Source organism: Komarekiella delphini-convector SJRDD-AB1 (genome assembly GCF_014831675.1).
Classification (GTDB): Bacteria; Cyanobacteriota; Cyanobacteriia; order Cyanobacteriales; family Nostocaceae; genus Komarekiella.
Window position 1 is genome coordinate 54,340 of the sequence record NZ_VJXY01000023.1, and the last position, 20,684, is coordinate 75,023.

The 20,684-nt window shown below is 41.1% G+C and carries 20 protein-coding genes; 8 read left to right on the forward strand and 12 right to left on the reverse strand.

Annotated elements, in window-relative coordinates; translation table 11 throughout:
* Positions 1-23: 23 nt before the first annotated feature.
* Positions 24-308 carry a hypothetical protein gene (locus FNW02_RS20440; protein ID WP_191759340.1) on the forward strand — a complete coding sequence of 95 codons (285 nt, stop codon included), beginning with the start codon at positions 24-26 and terminating at the stop codon, positions 306-308.
* The gene (locus FNW02_RS20445; protein ID WP_191759341.1) at positions 305-724 is read left to right on the forward strand and encodes a PIN domain-containing protein; all 420 of its coding nucleotides are present in this window, start codon (positions 305-307) and stop codon (positions 722-724) included. Before FNW02_RS20440 ends, FNW02_RS20445 begins: the two co-directional genes overlap by 4 nt.
* Positions 725-803: 79 nt before the next feature.
* Here the strand turns inward: FNW02_RS20445 and FNW02_RS20450 are convergent, their stop codons facing one another.
* Complete coding sequence (locus FNW02_RS20450) at positions 804-1,544, reverse strand: Ycf66 family protein (RefSeq protein ID WP_191759342.1); 741 nt, start codon at positions 1,542-1,544, stop codon at positions 804-806.
* 342 nt (positions 1,545-1,886) lie between these two features.
* Here FNW02_RS20450 and gndA point away from each other — a divergent pair, with 342 nt between their 5' ends.
* Positions 1,887-3,317, forward strand: coding sequence for an NADP-dependent phosphogluconate dehydrogenase (gene gndA, locus FNW02_RS20455; protein ID WP_191759343.1), 1,431 nt, complete (start codon positions 1,887-1,889; stop codon positions 3,315-3,317).
* A gap of 168 nt (positions 3,318-3,485) precedes the next feature.
* On the opposite strand, the gene FNW02_RS20460 is transcribed toward gndA, so the two are convergent.
* The 8 genes from FNW02_RS20460 to FNW02_RS20495 form a co-directional block, all read right to left on the reverse strand.
* Complete coding sequence (locus FNW02_RS20460; protein WP_191759344.1) at positions 3,486-4,622, reverse strand: serine/threonine-protein kinase; 1,137 nt, start codon at positions 4,620-4,622, stop codon at positions 3,486-3,488.
* Between the two features lie 78 nt (positions 4,623-4,700).
* Positions 4,701-5,120, reverse strand: a complete 420-nt coding sequence (locus tag FNW02_RS20465) for a PIN domain-containing protein (protein ID WP_191759345.1) — start codon at positions 5,118-5,120, stop codon at positions 4,701-4,703.
* On the reverse strand, positions 5,113-5,355 hold the full coding sequence (locus FNW02_RS20470) for a hypothetical protein (RefSeq protein ID WP_191759346.1): 243 nt from the start codon (positions 5,353-5,355) through the stop codon (positions 5,113-5,115). Before FNW02_RS20470 ends, FNW02_RS20465 begins: the two co-directional genes overlap by 8 nt.
* Positions 5,356-5,462: 107 nt before the next feature.
* A complete protein-coding gene (locus FNW02_RS20475; RefSeq protein WP_191759347.1) occupies positions 5,463-6,440 on the reverse strand; it encodes a hypothetical protein in 978 nt (325 codons plus the stop codon).
* A gap of 178 nt (positions 6,441-6,618) precedes the next feature.
* On the reverse strand, positions 6,619-6,807 hold the full coding sequence (locus FNW02_RS20480; RefSeq protein WP_191759348.1) for a hypothetical protein: 189 nt from the start codon (positions 6,805-6,807) through the stop codon (positions 6,619-6,621).
* A gap of 630 nt (positions 6,808-7,437) precedes the next feature.
* Entirely contained in the window at positions 7,438-8,232 is a 795-nt protein-coding gene (locus tag FNW02_RS20485) for a hypothetical protein (protein ID WP_191759349.1), read from the reverse strand.
* A 106-nt stretch (positions 8,233-8,338) separates the two neighbouring features.
* A complete protein-coding gene (locus tag FNW02_RS20490; protein WP_191759350.1) occupies positions 8,339-9,670 on the reverse strand; it encodes a calcium-binding protein in 1,332 nt (443 codons plus the stop codon).
* 192 nt (positions 9,671-9,862) lie between these two features.
* Entirely contained in the window at positions 9,863-10,912 is a 1,050-nt protein-coding gene (locus FNW02_RS20495) for an aromatic ring-hydroxylating dioxygenase subunit alpha (RefSeq protein ID WP_191759351.1), read from the reverse strand.
* Positions 10,913-11,160: 248 nt separating this feature from the next.
* Here FNW02_RS20495 and FNW02_RS20500 point away from each other — a divergent pair, with 248 nt between their 5' ends.
* The 3 genes from FNW02_RS20500 to FNW02_RS20510 are packed head-to-tail and all read left to right on the forward strand — an operon-like array spanning position 11,161 to position 13,191.
* Complete coding sequence (locus FNW02_RS20500) at positions 11,161-11,640, forward strand: YbjN domain-containing protein (protein WP_191759352.1); 480 nt, start codon at positions 11,161-11,163, stop codon at positions 11,638-11,640.
* Between the two features lie 60 nt (positions 11,641-11,700).
* Positions 11,701-12,438, forward strand: a complete 738-nt coding sequence (locus tag FNW02_RS20505) for a lipoate--protein ligase family protein (RefSeq protein ID WP_191759353.1) — start codon at positions 11,701-11,703, stop codon at positions 12,436-12,438.
* 33 nt (positions 12,439-12,471) lie between these two features.
* Positions 12,472-13,191 carry a Type 1 glutamine amidotransferase-like domain-containing protein gene (locus tag FNW02_RS20510; protein WP_191759354.1) on the forward strand — a complete coding sequence of 240 codons (720 nt, stop codon included), beginning with the start codon at positions 12,472-12,474 and terminating at the stop codon, positions 13,189-13,191.
* Positions 13,192-13,205: 14 nt separating this feature from the next.
* On the opposite strand, the gene FNW02_RS20515 is transcribed toward FNW02_RS20510, so the two are convergent.
* Positions 13,206-13,820: an HD domain-containing protein gene (locus FNW02_RS20515; protein WP_191759355.1), complete on the reverse strand. Its 615-nt coding sequence runs from the start codon at positions 13,818-13,820 to the stop codon at positions 13,206-13,208.
* Positions 13,821-14,376: 556 nt separating this feature from the next.
* Entirely contained in the window at positions 14,377-15,915 is a 1,539-nt protein-coding gene (gene purH, locus FNW02_RS20520; protein ID WP_191759356.1) for a bifunctional phosphoribosylaminoimidazolecarboxamide formyltransferase/IMP cyclohydrolase, read from the reverse strand.
* A 275-nt stretch (positions 15,916-16,190) separates the two neighbouring features.
* Between purH and FNW02_RS20525 the strand changes: the two genes are divergently transcribed.
* Together FNW02_RS20525 and FNW02_RS20530 are read left to right on the forward strand one after the other, a co-directional pair.
* Positions 16,191-16,451 carry a helix-turn-helix domain-containing protein gene (locus FNW02_RS20525; RefSeq protein ID WP_191759357.1) on the forward strand — a complete coding sequence of 87 codons (261 nt, stop codon included), beginning with the start codon at positions 16,191-16,193 and terminating at the stop codon, positions 16,449-16,451.
* A 41-nt stretch (positions 16,452-16,492) separates the two neighbouring features.
* Positions 16,493-17,779: an HNH endonuclease gene (locus tag FNW02_RS20530; RefSeq protein ID WP_191759358.1), complete on the forward strand. Its 1,287-nt coding sequence runs from the start codon at positions 16,493-16,495 to the stop codon at positions 17,777-17,779.
* Between the two features lie 5 nt (positions 17,780-17,784).
* On the opposite strand, the gene FNW02_RS20535 is transcribed toward FNW02_RS20530, so the two are convergent.
* Positions 17,785-20,550 carry a DNA methyltransferase gene (locus FNW02_RS20535; RefSeq protein WP_225225787.1) on the reverse strand — a complete coding sequence of 922 codons (2,766 nt, stop codon included), beginning with the start codon at positions 20,548-20,550 and terminating at the stop codon, positions 17,785-17,787.
* Between the last annotated feature and the right edge of the window lie 134 nt (positions 20,551-20,684).

A 20,684-nucleotide genomic window follows, 5' to 3' on the forward strand; every position in this document is an offset into this window, starting at 1 on the left:
ATGGTATGACTCAAAAAAGACTTATGACTCTAACCCTAAACTTGCCACCAGAATTAGAACAGTATCTTGCACAAGAAGCTAAACAGCAAGGGCTTTCTATGGAAACATATACTTTGCAGATTTTGCAAGAATATATTCTGCCAAAAGAGAAACAATCTAAATTGGTTAATGTGCTTCAGTCTTGGATTAATGAGGGTGACGCTGATGAGCAGCAAGAAACAGGAGAGTACTTAATTCATACGTTAGATGAAGATAGATTATCTTATCGTAAATTGTTTAGTGCTGAGTTAAAAGGTATAACTTGGTGAGTCAGGTTATTCTGTTGGATGCAGGGCCAATCGGTCTAGTCACAAACCCAAAGTTGTCTGCTGAAAGCTTTGCTTGCTCTAAATGGCTGCAAATACTCGTTTCCTCTAGCAGTCGAGTTATAATTCCTGAAATCGCCGATTATGAAGTGCGGCGAGAATTATTACGAGCAAACAAAGTTAAAGGTATTGCTCGTTTAGATGAGTTAAGTCAACTTCTAGAATATTTAGCAATCACAACAGCTGCAATGCGTCAAGCTGCATTATTGTGGGCGCAGGCTCGTCAACAAGGACAACCAACAGCTGGTGATAAGACAATTGACGGTGACATAATTTTAGTAGCTCAAGCTATAACTATTATCGTTACAGATGTAGTGATCGCAACAACTAACGTTGGGCACTTATTTAGGTTTGTTTGAGCCGATTTGTGGCAGAACATTAAAACAAGTTGAGTGAAACCCAACATTACGTTTAGGTTAACGTTGGGTTTCACTAAAGTTAACTAGCCTGATTATCAGGTGGTACTACATCAGGCGGCGTTTCCGCTGGGGGAGCAAGTACCGCATCTGGAGCAATTTCCTCCACAGGAATTGGTTCTTTATCCTCAACTTCGGCATCTGGTTGCGCTGCTTCCACCAATTCGGGAGATGGGGGATTTGGTGGAATGGCTTCCGGTACATTCTCGATTTTTGCTTCGGTGTCAGTAGTAGCACCTGCGTTTTCTACTGATTGTTCTGGTATGGGAGTAGTTTTGTCGATAATCTCAACAGCAGGTTGTGCCAGTACAGAGGTAATGTCTTCAGGTTTGGGGGTTGTGGGTGTCTTTTTACTCCCAGTCTGTTGCACCCGGTTTTTCGCGCCACTGAAGGTGTTACCAATACCCTGTTGCAACTGAGCAAGTCGTTGCTGAAGGGACAACTTATTCACCTGTTCCTGAATGCTAGTTTTTACTGTCTCAGGACTCGGTACTTGAGTTTGTTGTAGCAGTGGGGTTAGTTGCCGACGTAATGAAAGAGTTTGCCAGCCAAACCAAACTAAAAGAGCCACACTAGCCACATGACCCAACAGCAAACCTCCAGTAATGCGTGGTGCAAACACCCATAAGACTAATGCATAGAACAGCCCTACACCACTCCAAATAAAATCATTCTTGCGATGGATTTCTGGGAAAAAGAAAGCTGATACGTAAATGGCTAAACTACCAAGACCCACCACTAAAGCTAGGACGTATGCCAGCATTATTTGGTTACTCCTTACTGTGTCCTTTGACTAAGATTGGGGATTGGGTACTGGGGGTCGGGTACTGGGTATTAGATATTAGGAAGAAAAACTAATCTAGTAAATTAAATTCCTTCCCAGTCGCTAGTCCCCTAGTCCCTAGTCCCCAATCCCTCAAATAACAATTTTGCAAATTTTGCAAGTCAATTGTTGATTTAGATACAAATTAAAATTAATTATCTGTGTTAGTTGTGGATTTTTGTCATTTATATCAACTCTTAAGGTCTTCTTTAGGAGAGAAGCAAAAATCTCAGACTACCCTTAAAGATAAAAGGATCTGCAAGAGTTAGCCAAAAATTTTCTATGACACTACAAAGCTTTGGTGTGATTGGTTTAGCCGTAATGGGCGAGAATATTGCTCTAAACGTCGAGCGTAATGGCTTCCCAATTGCAGTTTATAACCGCTCCAGAGAAAAAACGGATGCGTTTATGGCGCAGCGTGCGCCAGGACGGAACGTCAAAGCCGCCTTTACCCTAGAAGAATTTGTCGCAGCATTGGAACGTCCTCGCAAAATCCTTGTGATGGTGCAAGCTGGTAAGCCAGTGGATGCGGTAATTGCTCAACTTAAACCCTTGCTAGATGAAGGCGATATCATTATCGACGGTGGCAACTCTTGGTTTGAGGATACAGAACGACGCACTCAGGAATTAGAACCCGTTGGGCTTCGGTATCTTGGTATGGGTGTCAGTGGCGGTGAAGAAGGGGCGCTAAATGGCCCTTCTCTAATGCCCGGAGGTACAACAAGCTCCTACGAGTATCTATCACCAATTTTCAACAAAATTGCTGCCCAAGTCGATGATGGCCCTTGCGTCACGTATATTGGCCCTGGTGGTTCTGGTCACTACGTGAAGATGGTACATAACGGTATTGAGTACGGCGATATGCAGCTAATTGCTGAAGCCTACGACTTGCTGAAAAATGCCGCTGGACTTGACCATACTCAGCTACATGAGGTGTTCACCGAATGGAACACCACCGATGAACTCAATTCATTTTTGATTGAGATTACGTCCAATATTTTCCCCTACATTGATCCTGAAACCAATCTACCGTTGGTTGATTTGATTGTTGATGCCGCTGGTCAAAAGGGAACTGGACGCTGGACTGTACAAACTGCGTTGGAGTTGGGAGTTTCTATCCCCACAATTACAGCGGCAGTGAATGCCCGGATTATATCTTCCATCAAAGAAGAACGGGTAGCAGCATCCAAGATTCTCACAGGCCCATCTGGTAAGTATGATGGAAACATTAAAGATTTTGTCAATAAGGTGCGAGATGCCCTCTATTGCTCAAAAATCTGTTCTTACGCTCAAGGCATGGCGCTGTTATCTACAGCTTCCAAGACATATAACTGGAATTTGAATCTGAGCGAAATGGCGCGGATTTGGAAAGGTGGCTGTATTATTCGCGCTGGCTTCTTGAACAAAATTAAGAAGGCTTTTAACGAAAATCCAGCATTACCTAACTTGCTATTAGCTCCTGAATTTAAGCAGACAATTCTCGACAGACAAACAGCTTGGCGGGAAGTGATAGCCACAGCAGCGACACTAGGAATTCCAGTGCCCGCATTTAGTGCATCATTGGATTATTTTGACAGCTATCGCCGCGATCGCTTGCCCCAAAATCTGACTCAAGCACAACGCGACTACTTCGGTGCACACACTTACCTGCGTCTTGATAAACCTGGAAGCTTCCATACTGAATGGGTTCCTATTGCTGAATCCGAGAAGTAAACTTTCATATCTCAATATCCGCAGATTGTGAAAGTCTAGAAAGCTTCAAAATTTAATTTTACTAGTGGCTCTGAGTTTCAGAGTCACTTTTTTTTGGAGAGTGCTGACTAAAGAAGTGCTGTTAGCGTAGCTCATTACGAATTACGAATTACGAATTACGAATTGGTATTAGGAGTTATTATTACCAAGGTATTTAGCTTTTAATTCTTCCAATTCATCGTCTACTTTACTTTTAGTAGAAGGTTGAGATGTTGGGTTGGGCGGTTGGATTTTATTAGGTTGAGGTTTGCCACCACCCAAAAATTGAGTCTTCATTTCCTCTAATTCTTGGTCTATTTGACTAGGAGATTTTGTGACAAAGGGAGGTGTAGAAGGTGGGGATTGAGTAATAGGTTTTACTGGTATCGCTGGTGTAGTAGCTACTGGTGAATGTCGATTTAAGTCTTGGAGGACTTCATCTGCTGTTTGATAACGCCGAATTGGAATACTTTCCAGCATCTTGTCGAGAATGCGACTCAACTGATTGTTGACGGGAGTTTGCAAATATTGTTGCCAAACCCATTTGTCGTTGTTGATATCATACGAGTCGAATGGCGATCGCCCAGTTAATAGATTAATACAAGTCGCACCCAAACTGTAGATATCGCTAGCAAAAACAGCTCTACCTCTAATTTGCTCAGGGGCGACATATTCGGGACTACCTATACTAGTACCAGTTCTATTTAAAGCAGTGCTGGTGGCAGATTTGGAAGCACCAAAATCTACTACAACTAGTTTGCGATCGCTCTGGCGTAAAATAATATTTTCTGGCTTAATATCGCGGTGAATAACTTGTCTGGCATGACAAAATTGCAGTACTGGCAATAAATCATTCAATAGTTGCCGAATCTGCGTTTCATTGAAAACCCCTTTTTGTGCCAATTCCTGAGCTAAGTTTTGCCCATCTATAAATTCTTGTACAAGATACTGGCGGTCATCGTGAGTGAAATATGCCAGCAGTTCGGGAATTTGCGGATGTTTACCCAATTCATCCAACTGTACCGCTTCTTGGGTGAATAACTCTACGGCTTTTTGCACTGTGTTAGTGCCTTGGGCTTGGGGATAAAATTGCTTAATTACACAGCGGGGTTTTGAGGGTTTATCCTCATCCACAGCTAAAAAGGTTCTGCCAAAACCGCCTTGTCCTATCGGTTTGATGGCACGGTAGCGTTCTTTAAGCAGTAACTTAGCACCACAAGTCAAACAAAACTTGACATTATGAGGATTTTCTGGTTTGGGACAACGGGGATTAAGGCAGTAGCTCATACAGGCAATCGCTCTTATATGTCTTTATTTTCCCCTGTCCCAGACCAAAGGTAATTTATTAATGGATCTAGTTAACTTTTATATTCGCCAATTATCCAGCTTCAAGCTATAACCCAGTGCTTGAATCCGCTGATAGTGTGATAAATTGCCGCTTACTAAGGTTAAATTTTGTTGGATTGCGATCGCAGCAATTATAGCATCAGCAAGTCCTATTGGTTGCCCTGTTCGTTCTAAATCTGCATAAATGCGCCCTGCCAACTCAGCATCACTGAGTTGTAGTGTTAAAATTTGTGCCTCTATAATTTCAACAAAAAACTGCTGAATCTTATCTTCCCGTTGGCGCTTATGCCAGCCTTTGACAATCTCTAAAACTGTAATGGTGCAGATAGTATAGTAACCAAAGTTAGCATGATAGGCGGAAGCCCTAGCTGCAATGTGCCGATTAATGCCTTTGAGAATCTCTGAAAAAATATCGGTGTCAATTAGTACCTTATCCAAAGCGTTGATTTAGTGGGTGTGCTGCCCGATCTTTCATGACCTCTTCTAGCATCTCATCTACTGACTCAGGATCGTCAGCAAATAGTCCTAACAATCGGTCTTTTGGTGGTTCTGCCATTGGGAGTTGTTCAATTGCGTATGCAATCAGTTCCGACAAGTCACAATGGCGTGACTTTGCTAAAGCATGTGCTTTCTCAAGGGTTTTTTTGTCGAGTTGCAGTTCTATTTTTTCCACGCTGCCTCATTTGAAAGCATTTGTACTAGCGCGATTTTAGCATTTTCGATATGCCGCGAGTGCCGGAGCGATCGCATTGATTGAAATTTGGCGTCATGCGAATGATATTACGTCTTGACAGGTAAAAGGGAAATTGTCCATAAAATGAGCAGGAAAATTAAGTAAATCGCGCTAACTAGCCCAAACTCAATCAGAGGAATATAGGTTACTTCGTAAATTCTGCCCAAGCCGCGTTCAGTCAGTCCATAAACGGCCAGTACACTCACTAAAAAGGCTGTGTAGATAGTACGTTTCATCGAGATACCCAGAGGTAGACCGTGAAGCTGAGTCAGCACAAGAATGCCAAAAAAACCAAAAAGAAATGTTGGCCATTTGCTCTGTCCTAGCATCCACGATACAACCACACTATGTAAAAGCACTGAGATTTCCAAAGTGAATGTCCACCAACGATTTACATGGGTGCGGTTAAACATCAACGACGATTGGAGCAGAAGCAAGAACATATAGAGAAAACCAACTAAGTGCCCCAAAGTCGCTTCCATTGGATGATACCAGAAGGTGTAGATAGCGGCAAAGGAGAAAAAGTAGCCGTGGTACAGCTTAATAATTCGCAAAAACTGTTGATGAAATGGAACAGAATTGCCAAAAAATAGCCCGCGTCGAGGTGTTTCCAAAATCAGTACGAATACCAGTAGGAGCACAACTGCACCTTGGGAAGCCCAAATTGAAGTATCTTGAGCCAAAGCATCATACCAAATATAAGTTTGGAGAAAGTGTAAGGCAATGAATACACTATTAATTGCAAGCATCAGGTAATTAATCGGATGCAACGCTGTTTTGTATTTCAACTGCGATCGCTGCGCCCACCATATACACGCCCAGATGCTAAACTGATGCCCAAGGTACATGCTCCAAGCCGTCGCTCGACTCCAAAAGGTCGGATTAGGAAGCTTCCAATAGTACCAGTTTAATCCTTGGTCAGGAAGTTTGATAATGCTTGCAGGAATGCTCCCACCTAGCCAAATTGTATAAGTGAGGAGGATGCTTACAAAGATGCCTAAAAATAATACTCGGCGACCTGTCATATTAATTGGTAATTTATAATTCGTAATGGGCTACGTTCTAATGCAAAGACAGTAATTCGTAGTTGCAACAGACAAAATCCATAATGAGTTGGCAAAGCCTAACTCTGTGTATGCAATTACAGAACCTAATAAAGTAATAAAATCGGACGCAGAGAAGGTAGCGATCGCTAAAGCTGCCCTATAATGGTGTAAATAAGAACTGCATTAAAGAATAAATAGCTATAAGTAGAGTCGCTTCATGAGATTTTGCGCCGAATTGCTTAGCATACAAAGGCAGTATTGGCAGGATAATTCCGAAGCCGAGTAAGTCTATAAATACAGTCAAAAATAAGACGAATATTGCCCTGCCATTATTCTTACTATCCATAGGTGCAATTCCCTTTTATAAACAATATGTGTAACTTTGATTAGTTTTATGGACATCAGGGAACGCTGACTATAAAGCTCCATTGAATGCAACCAGTAATTAGTTCAACCAAAGTTCTTTAATTTGAACGTGGTTAAGCCAAATAGCGTGAAACAAACCCACTATAAAAATTAAGCCAATAATACTACTAATAAAAGCAACTATAATCTCGTGCTTCCTTATGGCTTTTTGGATCTTGGCGTCTATGATGTCTTCTAATTCTTTGTATGACATTGAGTTTAATTGGATTAAAGACAAGAGTTATGCGAAACTTACGTAATTACATAAGTTTGAGTATGTCCGAAATCTCTAACTTATTTGCTGAACTATAGTTAAGCTTTTTAAGCTTATACCAATTTGTGAAGATTTTGCACATAATATCAAACTCTAAAATCTTTGTTTGGCAATAGTTTTGAGTACAGCTATTATATGCACTTCAAAAATTAGTATTAGTAATAATTCTTGAAGAATAGTAATACACTTTGTCCAATCTAGATAGTAGTTTTGTTATTTTATTAATAATCATTAATCAATTTTCTGAGGGTGTAGATATGCCTTTTAAATTCAAGCTATTTCGACGCCGTAAGAGTATCAAGTGCGTTGACGTAGTTTCAAAATAGTACCTGAAACACCAAAAGCTAATAGCGCCAAAGTATAAGTTGGTTCGGGAACTGCAATAATGCTTACCTGATTAATGGCCAAACCATATTGTGGATAAGAACTGCTAAAAACGACTCGTGAAATATTTGGAGTGTCACTACGAATTCCTAAGAAAACTGCTGAATTATCTAATGCTAGCGACGAAGTACTTATAACTGAGAAACTACCTAACAGGTTATTGGCGTTATCAAAAGCGGTGATAAAAGTTTCAACTTCTAAATTACTAATGTCTACAGCTATCTGAGTACCAGCGCCAAAAACAGGACGAGCAAAACTAATGCTAAAAGGCCCTCCATTACCCTGAGTACGAGGATCAGGAGCACCAGGAGGAAGAGGTTGAAAACCTGTTGGATCTATACCTCCGAAGAGAATAAAATCTCCTTGAGCGAAGTTAGTCCGAATGCCAGGTGGTGGTAAAGTTTGAAAGACAAACGGTGGAGTAATCTGAGGATTATTAGTTGGAGCTATATTTATATCTAATTCTAAACCACCTTGCGACGTTGCCAAAAAAGAGTTCGATAAAAAAGCAGAAAAGTCAGGAGCAGAGGGATTGAATACTTTACCTAAACTTACCCAATCAACTTCATCATTGCCTTCTAAAACAGCGCGTTCAGTAACTAAAAATGTAGCTGCTTTAACTGGTAATGGTAAAACCGTGATTATAGCTGTAATGGCTAGTAAATATTTGGCAGACGACTTGAATAATTGATTTGTCGTGAATACCATAAGTTTTACTCTTTAATTTTGTAGAAGAATAAGTCAGCGGTGCTCAGATTCCCGACTTATTTGAGAAGTCGGGGATCTTGGCTGATTTAGGAATACTATAGTAGTTTTAGACCAATTTAATACTCAAATTAGATGAGAGATTTTCAACGAAGGCGAACTGATTTCCTAAGAAAGACAAGTTACCGCTAGAGGCATCGTAAGAAAAGTCGCTAATATTAGTAGTACCAAACCCTACTTTAGAAACTTGGATTACGTCTTTTTGAGCAAAATCGTAATCTTTGATAGTGTCAAGACCCTCTTTAACACTATTGAAAATAAACTTATCTGCACCAAAGCCACCCGTGAGAATATCATCACCTTGTCCACCAGTGATGGAATCATTACCGAAACCACCGGATATAGTATCATTGCCATCATTACCGACTAATCGGTTATTTTGCCTATCGCCAGTAATGCTGTCACTTTCATTTGTACCGATGATATTGTCAAAGTTAACTACATCAAATGTCAATGTCCCCAGTGTGGGAACGTTATTGGCAGAGATACTTTGGGCTTGTAGGTCAGCGGTGATAGATACGCCAGAAACCGATTGAGACGCATCTATAGTATTGTTGGCAACACTAGCATCAGCAATAACCGTTTCTACTTTAAAAACTAGGTCTGTTCCAAATCCACCAGCTTTGGTAATTGTTCCTACACCTGAGAGGGTGATGGTTTTACCTAGTTTGCTGTAATCTGCTGTATCAAAGCCATCTCCGCCATCGATACTGTCGTCACCTCGACTGCCCTTGAAGGTGTCATCGCCTGCACCACCTGCCAACTTGTCACTACCGCGTCCACCGTCAATCAGGTCATTGCCGCCTCTACCATCAATACTGTCATCGCCATCATTACCAAATAATTGGTTCTTTTGGTCATCGCCAGCAATGGTGTCACTTGCATTTGTACCTTTAACATTGACAAAGTTGACTACCGTAAATGGCAATTTCCCGAGTGTGGGAACGTTATTGGCAGCCAAAATTTGGTTTTGCAGGTCAACGGTGACAAATACGTCAGCAAGAGATTGGGAAGCATCTATAGTGTTGTTGGCAACACCAGCATTAGCAATAATCCTTTCTACTTTAAAGAGTTGGTCTTTTCCGAACCCACCAGCCTTGGTAATTGTCCCTACACCTGAAAGGGTAATGCTTTTACCCAAATTACTGTAGTCTGCGGTATCAATGCCATCTCCACCATCAATGCTGTCGTCACCTCGACTGCCCTTAAATGTGTCATCGCCACCATTACCAGCCAACTTGTCATTGCCCTGTCCACCGTCGATTAGGTCATTTCCAAGACCACCGGAGATATTGTCATTGCCTCCACGACCAAAAATCTGATCATCACTATTAGTGCCCGACAAAAAATCATCGTTAGCAGTACCAACAATAATGGACATAATTTATACTTTTTGCTTTTAAAGATCAATGCATTTGCTGTTTGTAATACTTGCATATTACAAAGAATGAAAATATAAATTTCTGGTTAAATATACTTAAGTATGTTTAAATGTACCTTCACAAATCGAAGTTTTCCGTTCTGCTCATACATTTGACTATATTTTAGCCATCGCCTAAACGCTTATACCAAGTCACCCCAAATCAACTTGACTCTTCATCAATCTTTGCACACTCACTAAAGCCCGATTCAATTCATAATTCCGCCTTTGGGGATTCTGCAAATACGCCTGCTGTTCTTCCTCAATCATCTGCACATCTTGAACCACCAAACCATCAAGTAACTTTTGTGCTGCACCAAATAAACTATTTTTCACAAATCGCCGAAACCACACGGGTAATTTATGCAATCGCCAAAAGGCATTTAACGAAGTGAAATGAATCAAATAAGCCTTGGTCTGTGTCTCATTGACTGGACATAATAAACAATAGATTTTAAAATCTTTCCCCAATGTAGAAACCCAGTGCGGATAAATATAACTCACATCCAAGGGTTCAAGATGCAACCGCCGCAAAGCTGGAATAAATAACTGAGATATAGACCATATTTTATCTATTTTATAATAACTTTGTGCTACATAATGAGCATCTACACGATTATTATCTTCGTCAATATCTTGTAGTGATGCTTCTGCCCAAGCTTGTAAATCTTGATGTAAATGTCCGTGATACATATCCATCAGATTTTCAATTAAATAAGAATAATGGGCGTTACAATTAATAACTGAAACTGTTGCAATATAATTTAGATGTTCCCACTCTGGTAATCCCAGAGGTTCTACAGATGGTTCTACATTTCCAGGAAATAGCCAGATAAAACCATCTTGTTCTTTGACTGGGTAACGGCGAATTTTGCAATTTGGGAGTTTTTGATTTTCTGCTAAGTGAGGAACCACTGCACATTCACCGCCTGAATTGAAGCGCCAACCGTGATACGCACATTCCAATTCATTGCCCATAACTTGTCCATGACTCAGTTTAACTTGGCGATGGGGACAGCGGTCTTCTAAAGCGTGGATTTTTCCTGTACTATCTCGATAAAGTGCGATCGCTTGCTGCCAAATTGTCACACCCATAGGCTTATTTGTAACCTCACTGCTTAATGCAACCACATACCAGTGATTCGGGTTAATACCCAACTGGCGGACATCACTATTTTGCACGGCTTGGGAGAGAGAGGACATATCACGCATCCTTTTCGGCGTTAAACTTTAAATATGCTGTTCTTTGTCTGTAGGTTAGTGCAGTCAAAGATATCTTAAAAATAATTTATCGCTTGAATTGTGGTAACATTTTTAACCATAATTTGCTCTGCCCTTGATCTGCATAACTGATGATCAGACTATCACTTAAGGAAGCTAAAACTAAGCGTCCCCACAAGCTATAAAGTATGTGTAGATAAAACAGCGAGTATTTTGAGCAAAAAATCTGTATGACAAGCTACCAAGAAAGCCTAAATAGCGAAGAGTTGACCAATAGGTTAATTGCTGAGACAACGAGCATGAACCATGTAGAAGTAATTGAAAATGTCATTGACTCTTTAGAACAAGATGACAGTGCGATGGTTAGTCACACCCCAGAGGGTGGTTATCTTTGGAAGTTTAAGTACGGTAGTGTAGAAGTATTTGTACAACTCACTGGAAAAAGCGATGAAGACACTATAACGGTTTGGTCGGTAGTGCTCCAGTTACCTGCTAAAGATGAACCCAGGTTAATGCGATATCTGTTGGAGTTGAACTGCTCTAGCACCCTTGAAGCGCGGTTCGGTATTATTGAAAATCGAATAGTTGTCATCTCGACACGCACATTGGCGGAGTTGTCTCCTGGCGAAGTCTCTCGGCTGATTACCATTGTGGCCACGATCGCAGATGACAACGATGAAGCTTTACAATCTGAGTTTGGTGCAGCTTAAGCAACGCGACTAGCTCAACTTTTCAAGACGGATTTCATAGATGGGAGTCTGCTGCATCCAATGCATAGCAAGCAGGTTTGGCGACTAATTCCTATGCTAAAAGCCACTGGCAATGTGCAGATGGGGATCGACCGTTGGTTACTAGAACAGCACCTTTCGGGAAAGTATCCCCCAATTCTGCGCTTTTATACTTGGTCGCCACCCGCCATTTCTCTCGGCTATCATCAACGTCAATATCCTGAATATTGGCAAAATCTGATTTGGCAAGGTGAAAAACTGGATTTAGTGCGGCGTCCTACGGGTGGACGCGCAGTGTTGCACCAAGGTGATTTAACTTACGCTGTCATTACATCTGGACTGATGGGTAGTCGCCTCCAGGTATACGAAAAAATTTGTGAGTTTTTGATTCAAGGGTGGCGATCGCTCGGCGTAGAATTGCATTATGGTACAGCTGGGCGAGGCTATATCCACAACCCTAATTGTTTTGGTACTGCTACTGGTGCAGATTTAGTTTTGCCAGATGGCGCTAAGCTCATTGGTAGCGCCCAACTGCGGCGTGGAGGGGCTATTTTGCAACATGGTTCCATCCGTTTGCAACCGGACGCTGAACTATTTGCTCAAGTATTTGGTACAGAATCTTTTACGACTGTACAACTACCTCAAAGCCTTAGTGTTGAAAAGATTATTACAGCTTTAGTTGCCGAAGCTAGTAATTGTTTTGATATACAGGTAGTTGTCCAACCTCTCTCTGACGATGAGTGGCGAGCAATTTTGGAAACTAGTTCTCAGGTCATTTGATAGAAAATAAATATCATAAAATAGAGTTTAAAAATGACCACAAATTTAGTTACCAAACAAATCTTTGCAATGGGAGGTGGGGGTTTCTCAATGGAACCTGGAAATCCTCTGCTCGATCAATACATTCTTGGATTGTGTAAGGAAAAAACACCGAAGGTTTGTTTTATCCCTACAGCAAGTGGTGATTCTGATAAATATATTGTTAAGTTCTACTCAGCTTTTATACAACTGCTTTGTAAACCATCTCATTTGTCCCTATTTAATCCACATACATCTGACTTTAGATCTTTCCTTCTTGAGCAAGACATTATTTATGTTGGAGGGGGAAATACTAAAAACCTAATTGCTCTTTGGAAAGAATGGGGACTTGACCATCTGTTGAGAGAAGTCTGGGACAATGGTGTTATTCTTTGTGGCTTGAGTGCAGGTTCTATTTGTTGGTTTGAACAGGGAGTGACAGACTCTATTCCTGGGAACATGACTGTATTACAGTGTCTTGGCTTTCTAAAAGGTAGTAACTGCCCTCACTACGACGGCGAAGCAGAAAGAAGACCTGTTTATCATCAACTTTTATCACAAGGGTTAATTGGCGAAGGGTATGCCACAGATGATGGAGTGGGTTTGCATTTTATCGGCAATCAACTAAAGACAATAGTAAGTTCTCGTCCTCAAGCAAAAGCCTATCGGCTCGAAAGAATAGATGAGACAGTTAAAGAAACGACCTTAGAACCTATATACTTGGGAAAGAGTTAAAAACTTTTGCCATGTCAGCCTTGAATCTTGAGGGCTGGGGTTTCCTTAAGATACCCTGCTGTCACACAATCATCAATTAATTGCAAAACAAACGGCCAGAGTTCTGGCGCACCTGTTTCTACGGGTGCTACCCGTTTCATCACCTGATCCCGCTTAATGCCATGAATGCGCCAAGTTCCACCCTCAGTTTGCTGGTTGTGCAACAATGGCTGTATGCGGTCTAGGGCTGCGGCAAATTTGGCGGTGGGTGTGTCTCCTGCTTCAAATTCATCCCAGAGTAAACGTAACTCGCTACCTTGGTCTGCTGGCAAAAGTCCAAATAAGCGTAATGCTGCTTGTGCTTCTCGTTCTGCTTTGCTGTGATTACTCTGCACATCGTAGCAAAAGGTGTCACCTGCATCAATTTCTACCAAATCGTGAATCAGCAGCATTTTGATGGCATGGAATATATCAACCCCTTCTGGTGCATATTCTATCAATGCGATCGCCATCATAGCCAAATGCCAAGAGTGTTCTGCACTATTTTCTCGGCGTGAACTATCAGTAAGCAAGGTTTGGCGCATCACCTGTTTGAGCTGGTCAATTTCGATGATGAACTGAATTTGTTGAGTCAGTCGGTTGATTTGCACCTGAATTTTCGATTTTGAACCGCAGCTAATTATCTAAAAAATTCTAGCGAATCTGCAAGGAAGTTTTCTACATACCAATCAAAAAGCGTCTGGGAGTGTTGCCGTGTTTCCACCCCAGACGCTTTTTGTTCTCAACTTGCTCCTCACACAAATAGAAAATAACACTTGTTCACTCAAAAATGAGTATATATAAGTGACACTTTCAAAAGTGTACATAATCTAATTTCTAGTAATAAATTAAAAAGCGCTTGGGAGTGTTGCCGTGTTTCCACCCCAGGCGCTTTTTATTCTTAACTTGCTCCTCACACACAACTGTAGAATATCACTGATTTAATTAAAGAGCAAGTATATTGAGTGACACTTTCAAAACTGTACAAATAATCTTATTTTTAGTAGTAAATTAAAAAGCGTCTGGGAGTGTTGCCGTGTTTCCACCCCAAACGCTTTTTATTTCTTAACTTGCTCCTCACACACAACTGCAGAATATCACTGATTTAATTAAAGAGCAAGTATATTGAGTGACACTTTGCCAACTGCACATCTTACAGCCAATAATTTAGTGTAAAAAGTGACGTATAGACGTGAACACCATTACTAAACCCAGGTCGTTAGCAGCTTTGATAGAATCTTTATCACGCAAACTTCCCCCTGGTTGAACAATGGCGGTAATTCCCGCTGCTGCTGCTGTTTTAACTGAATCATCAAAGGGGAAGAATCCATCGCTGGCTAGAGTTGCACCTTTGGCTTTGTCTCCAGCTTGTTCTAAGGCAATTTTCACTGAGCCGACGCGGTTCATTTGACCAGCACCCACACCGAGAGTAGTACGATCGCTCGTTACAACAATTGCATTCGATTTAACATGTTTGCATACTTTCCAAGCAAATAGCAATTCTGCTAATTCGCTAGGGGTGGGTTGACGTTCGGTGACAACTTGCCATTTACTAGTGTCAGCGATCGCATCATCAGCAGCTTGGACAAGGAAGCCACCGGCGATAGTTTTCACGGTATCCTTGGAGCCACTGCTTAAATCTGCTAAAGTCAAAACCCGTACTTTCGATTTAGCAGCCAGAATTTCTTGAGCATCCGTTTCACAACTCGGTGCAACCACACATTCTAAAAATGTTTTGGTTAACTCGCTGGCTGTATCAGCATCAATCGGACGGTTAAGGGCGACAATTCCACCGAAGGCAGAGACAGAATCAGCATTAAAAGCTTTTTGGTATGCTTCCACAATCGTGTTGCCTAGTGCCGTACCACACGGATTTGTGTGTTTGATAATTGTAGCTGCCGGGATATCGGTGAACTCAGCAATAATCTGACGTGCGGCTTCTAAATCAACTAAATTATTGTAACTGAGTTCTTTGCCTTGTAGTTTCGTCGCAGCTGCCCATCCTGTTGGGTTAGTACCAGTTTGATACCATCCAGCGCTTTGATGAGGATTTTCGCCATAACGCAGAGGTTGCAATTGTTGCCCAGATAGAGTGTATTGTTGTGGTAGGGATGCCTGAGATTGATTGCTGAGGTAAGAGGCGATCGCGCGATCATAGCTAGCAGTATGCAAAAAGCCTTTTAAAGCCGACTTTTGCCGAAACTCTAACGATGCTTCACCGTTATTTTGCCGCAATTCCTGCAAATACTCCTCATACTGTGCCGGCTCACATAATACTGTAAGATGGGCGAAATTTTTTGATGATGCTCGTAGCATCGCTGGGCCACCGATATCAATCTGCTCAACAGCTTCAGCTAACGTCACGTCTGGTTTAGCAATAGTTTCTTCAAAGGGATAGAGATTTACTACCACTAAATCAATCGGGCGAATTTGATTATTTTCTAAATCTGTAACATCTTGTGCAACATCTCGCCGGGCCAAAATTCCACCATGAATTCGGGGATGCAGTGTTTTGACTCGACCACCTAAAATTTCAGGAGAACCCGTATATTCAGCGACTTTCGTAACTGGTAATCCCGCATCTTGGAGAGCTTGGGCTGTTCCCCCACTGCTGATTAAATCAAATTCAAATTTTTCGACCAAGCTACGGGCTAGGTCAATTAAACCAGTTTTGTTAGATACACTCAGCAGGGCTAGACGCGCCATTGATCAATTCCTTAAAAGTAGGCTGGAAGCGAAGGATCTCAAGTTTTGCACAAGCCTTGGTTCACTTCAAGACCATTAGGAATCATAGTGTGGGTAGGAAAAGTTAAAAGTAACAGAGTGAATTAGCCATTTACAGTAATACCAATTTTTTGTGATATTGCTACAAATCAGAGTCCTCTAACCTCCTCAATAAAAGGATTCGGGAATTATTACTAGATTTATGCCACTTATAGTCTGTAGACTCATAGACTTCATCCCTCATAAAACTGATCCTAATGAATCGGCAAAAAGCCTTTGGAAAAAGGTTGAGGGAATTGAGAGAAAAACAAGGCTACTCCCAAGAGCGCCTAGCGGAAGTAGCTGGGCTTCATCGAACCTATGTAGGCGATGTAGAACGTGGAGAGCGCAACATTAGTCTCAACAATATTTGGCGTCTTGCAGATGCTTTAGGTATAAATCCTGCTGCTTTCTTTCAAGAAGCTAACACTTCCCAGTCCAATTCTGAAAGCTTTTTCGGTAATGAAGAAATCACTTAATACTGGGTGGCTCAGGGTTTGCTGGTAGTTGAGGCTAAACAATGCGTAGATTGGCAAAACAAAGTAGGGATGATGCGTATAATTCTCAAAGGGATTACCAAACGCTACATAAAGTGAAAATTCAAGCCTTGGAGTTCATTGGTAGTGAAAAAAGCTCGCTTGTTTTAACAAACACGATAAAAAATTCTGCTAATACTAACTGTGTTGTCTTTGGTGGTTTTCTATACCCATCAGAAGGTATTTCTATTGAAGTAAAGCTAGATACCGGAGATGCTAGCGAATCAAAAGTTATTAAACTTACTAACGCTTGGAATCGAATTGGAGTTATTGTTGATGCTCCCGAAACGGAAATTATAACAGTCACTCTAACGTGGTCTGCATCCGTTAGGCTCAACTTTTGGGGACTCAACGCAGATGCCTTAAACCTTCCTGATGAGATTCTTTCATTAAATCCTAACGTGTCTAATCTACAACAATCTCATTTAGTACCAGAGACATTTTACTTGCCTCATGAAGCAGCGTTAGCGATGGAGATAGATGAGGAACATTCTAACCAATTTCATCTATTGGAAGGCGAAGAGATCACCCTTAAAAAATGCTCATACTGCGGCAGATTACTTCCTGTAAATATGCAACGTTTGGGTTCTCTATCATTTCACAAGCACAATGCAAAACTGACTAACCACCAAAATGAATGTCGCTCATGTAAAAAGTGGCGTATCAATAACAATTTCAATCCATTGAGGACTACAGATCAACTACACGAGTCATCAGTCATCACTAGAGAACGTAAGATTTTTCTCAGAGAACCCGAAATCCTTCAAGGGATTAAAGAACGTACAGGTGCAGGATTGAAATCTCAAATTTGGGAACGATTTGAACGAAAATGCTTTTATTGTAGTAAAGTCCTCAAACTTGAGGACGTTCAGCTAGACCATACACGTCCACTGGCTTACTTGTGGCCTATCGACGAACACGCAACTTGTTTATGCGCCGAACATAACAATCAAAAAAAGCAGAAGTTCCCGGTCGAATTCTACAGTGATGAACAACTTCGGGAACTCTCAAAGATTTGTGGACTCTCGTATGAGCAAATACGCAAAAAAGAACTAAACAAAGTAGAACTGCAAAGGATTTTGTCAAACCTACCTAGTTTTGCACAACAATGGGAGCCAAGAACGTTTGCCGCCACAGCCAGGAAAATAAGTGAACTTCGCCCTGATATAAATCTGTACACTTTACTTGAAAAAGAAAATCCAGACGTTTACCAAGAGTTAATAGAACGTCTTCAAGAAAGACCATTATCAGTTGGAGAGGAAGAAGTTTAACTTATTTAAAATAAAATACTGTTTTTATTATTTAAACTATTGCGTTTTATAGAAGACGATTGAAAAAATAATAAATGATGTGTTGTTGTTAATCCTTTGTTACTGATTCCATGCTGCTCAATCGCTTGGACATTTTCACACACATCTGCAACTAATTCAAAATATTGCAGTGCTATTTTTTTTAGGTCACTAACCATATCTCCACGCTTTCCTGAACCTAAATGAAGGATTAATAAACCTGTAGGTTTTAGAAGTTCATTGCAAATTTTGAAAAAATCAAGATAACAATTCATCGACTTAGTTTGCTGCCTATCTAGAAATGAAAGGCTTGTTTTGTGAAAGTCAGATTCATGCCAACCGCAGAACCAAAGTCGAAGCCAGTTAGGACGGTCAAATCTCATACCTAGAAAAGGTGGGGATGTAATTATGGTATCAAAAGGCTCTTGGCACTTATAAGGCAACTCACGGAAATCTCCATAATAGCCGACACCAGGGCGGAAAATTTCGGGAAGTGGGGGCTGTAAGGCTCGTTCGATTCTTTCCCAAACCTTATCCACTATAGGTTTGTAGATTGCCTCACCTTTGGGATGAAGTGGAGTAATTGGATGTGATGTTCGAGATAAAGCATAAGGTCGATTACCATGAAGTACGTGGAGAAGGGATGCCCATATAAATGCCTCAGTTTGGTTTTTTAGCCCATCCTGAATGAACACACGTCGTGCTTTTAAAATTTCCTCTAAGGTTTTGGGGTGATAGTAATCAGCTACAGTTGCATTGAGTCCAAATTTAGCTGCCGCATAGTCTTGGGAATTGAGACGAATAGATGTAAGACGGGACTCAATTTCCTGTAATGCTGTTTTTGCTTCTATTAAAGAAGGAGGGTTGACCTTGGCTGTGGCAATAGTCGATGCTAAAGGACTCTTATCATTTGATACTGCAACTCGACCCATGAGTGCAGCTTCAAAAGCTACAGTTCCGACTCCTCCCAGAGGATCGAGAACACGGCCACCTTCTGGAACAAATTTACGAATTAACCAATGCGCAATTGCTGGTTTCAATTTACCTTGATAAGAGCATAAGGAATGTAAGTTGTGTCCCCAGTTACGGCTGCTATATGGAGCATCTTTGTACGGTAAATGTTGACCAAAATTATTAATCTTACTCTCAAGGTTATTAAGTTCATTTGTAACAGCTATTGAGACATAAACCTGTATAGGTTTATGAAAAACAAGTTCAACTTGAACAAGATTAGACTTGTCTCTGGAGTATCTTCTAGCTAAAACGTGTTGGTGTTCCACTACAAATCCAACCGATTGAGCAATTTGAGCTAAAAGATGATCTGTCGGGACATGAACTCCATAAAATTTAGAGTCGCCGATATCCAGAAAAAAACGTCCCCCAGGAACCAACCCTCGATAAACTGCTGACAAAACTTCTTGCATGTCAGAGAAATACTGTCGTACTAAAAGTGGGATTCTTTTGTCTTTAGCACAATCATCAAGCTGGGAAGCTACAGCCTCTACTGAGTCAAATATTTTATAATTAGACCGTGAACGTGATACGTTATTAATTCCAGCTGCAACAGCTTGCTTGCAAAAACTTGACAATTCTTTTTCCGAAGTTATGAACCCAAGTAAGCATAGTTCGATTTTTGTATTTCGGAAGTAATTAGTACCGTTTAAGTACGGTGGAGAAGTAATTGCCATATCGAAGGAATTGGCAAATTCTGAAGGAATTTGGCGACAATCCGCAGATATTTTAATACTGTCAGCCATTTGAACTGGGAGACACTCTATATCTTCAACCATGCGGCGCACAGCCTGACTTATAAACGCAGACACATCGACTCTTCTTGTTTTGTACTCATCAGGCCTTCGTCGTCGCAGGTCTGCACGTCGAGTCATATTAGATGAGTGAACTGCATTTGCCGCACACGCAAGAAGAAGCAAAGATTGTATCTGAATTGCTTCTTCTGCCAAAGTGTAAGCAAGGTTACGAGCTGCTAATAAGTGGCGAAGATGCCGTTCTTCAAAGAAATCTCGACCAGGAAAAGCAGCTTCAAAAGCATCCAAATCTACTTTTGCACCAAGTTCGTCAAGCCATTTAGGTGTCATATATTGAACGTATTTGGCTGTTATCCGATGCAGGATTTCTAGGTTATTTCTAGCCCAAGCTGCGGCTTTTACTTTCGTCTCAGCGACGAAGCACATAAAAGGATTGATTTCAGAATAAAAGGAAGAAATTCCTAAACACGAAGCAGCAAGTTGTGTTGTTCCAGCACCACCAAATGGATCGTAAACGCTACGCGGTGGTAAACCACTTCGCAATAATGTATCTCTTACATAAGTTGCAGAAAATCCTTCAACATAGGGATACCAACCGTGAAGCCCTTGATGATGACTTTCACGAAAGGTAACACCAACGTCGCAAGAATCCTCATAGTTCTGGGGTAACTCAAATTGTCTGTCTGTCTGTAAGGAATTTACATCTACCATTATGCAGTTATGATAATGCTGCAAAAGCCCTTGGAGACAAGTATCACTGAAGCTAATGTCCCTTGCGATTGCTTGCCTTTCTAAATCTTCAAGGAATGGATCTTGGATTGCCAACCGAAAGTCACGACTAGACAAGGATTGTATGTATGCCAAGAACTGTTTTGTGAAGTTGGGATTGCTAGATTCTATTGGAATACTAATTGTAACTCTAGCTGACTTACCTCTTCGGGTTCGCTCACGAGGAAAATAGATTGTCTTAAACACTTGATTTGGCATAAAGTGTAACTTACTTTATTTTGCGACCTTTCAAACAAAAATGCGGAATATAGGTCAATACAGTTCAGTCAAGATACAAGGCTGGGTAAAGCGACAGCTAAAACCACAAAGCCTCGATAATAATGTTGGGTTTC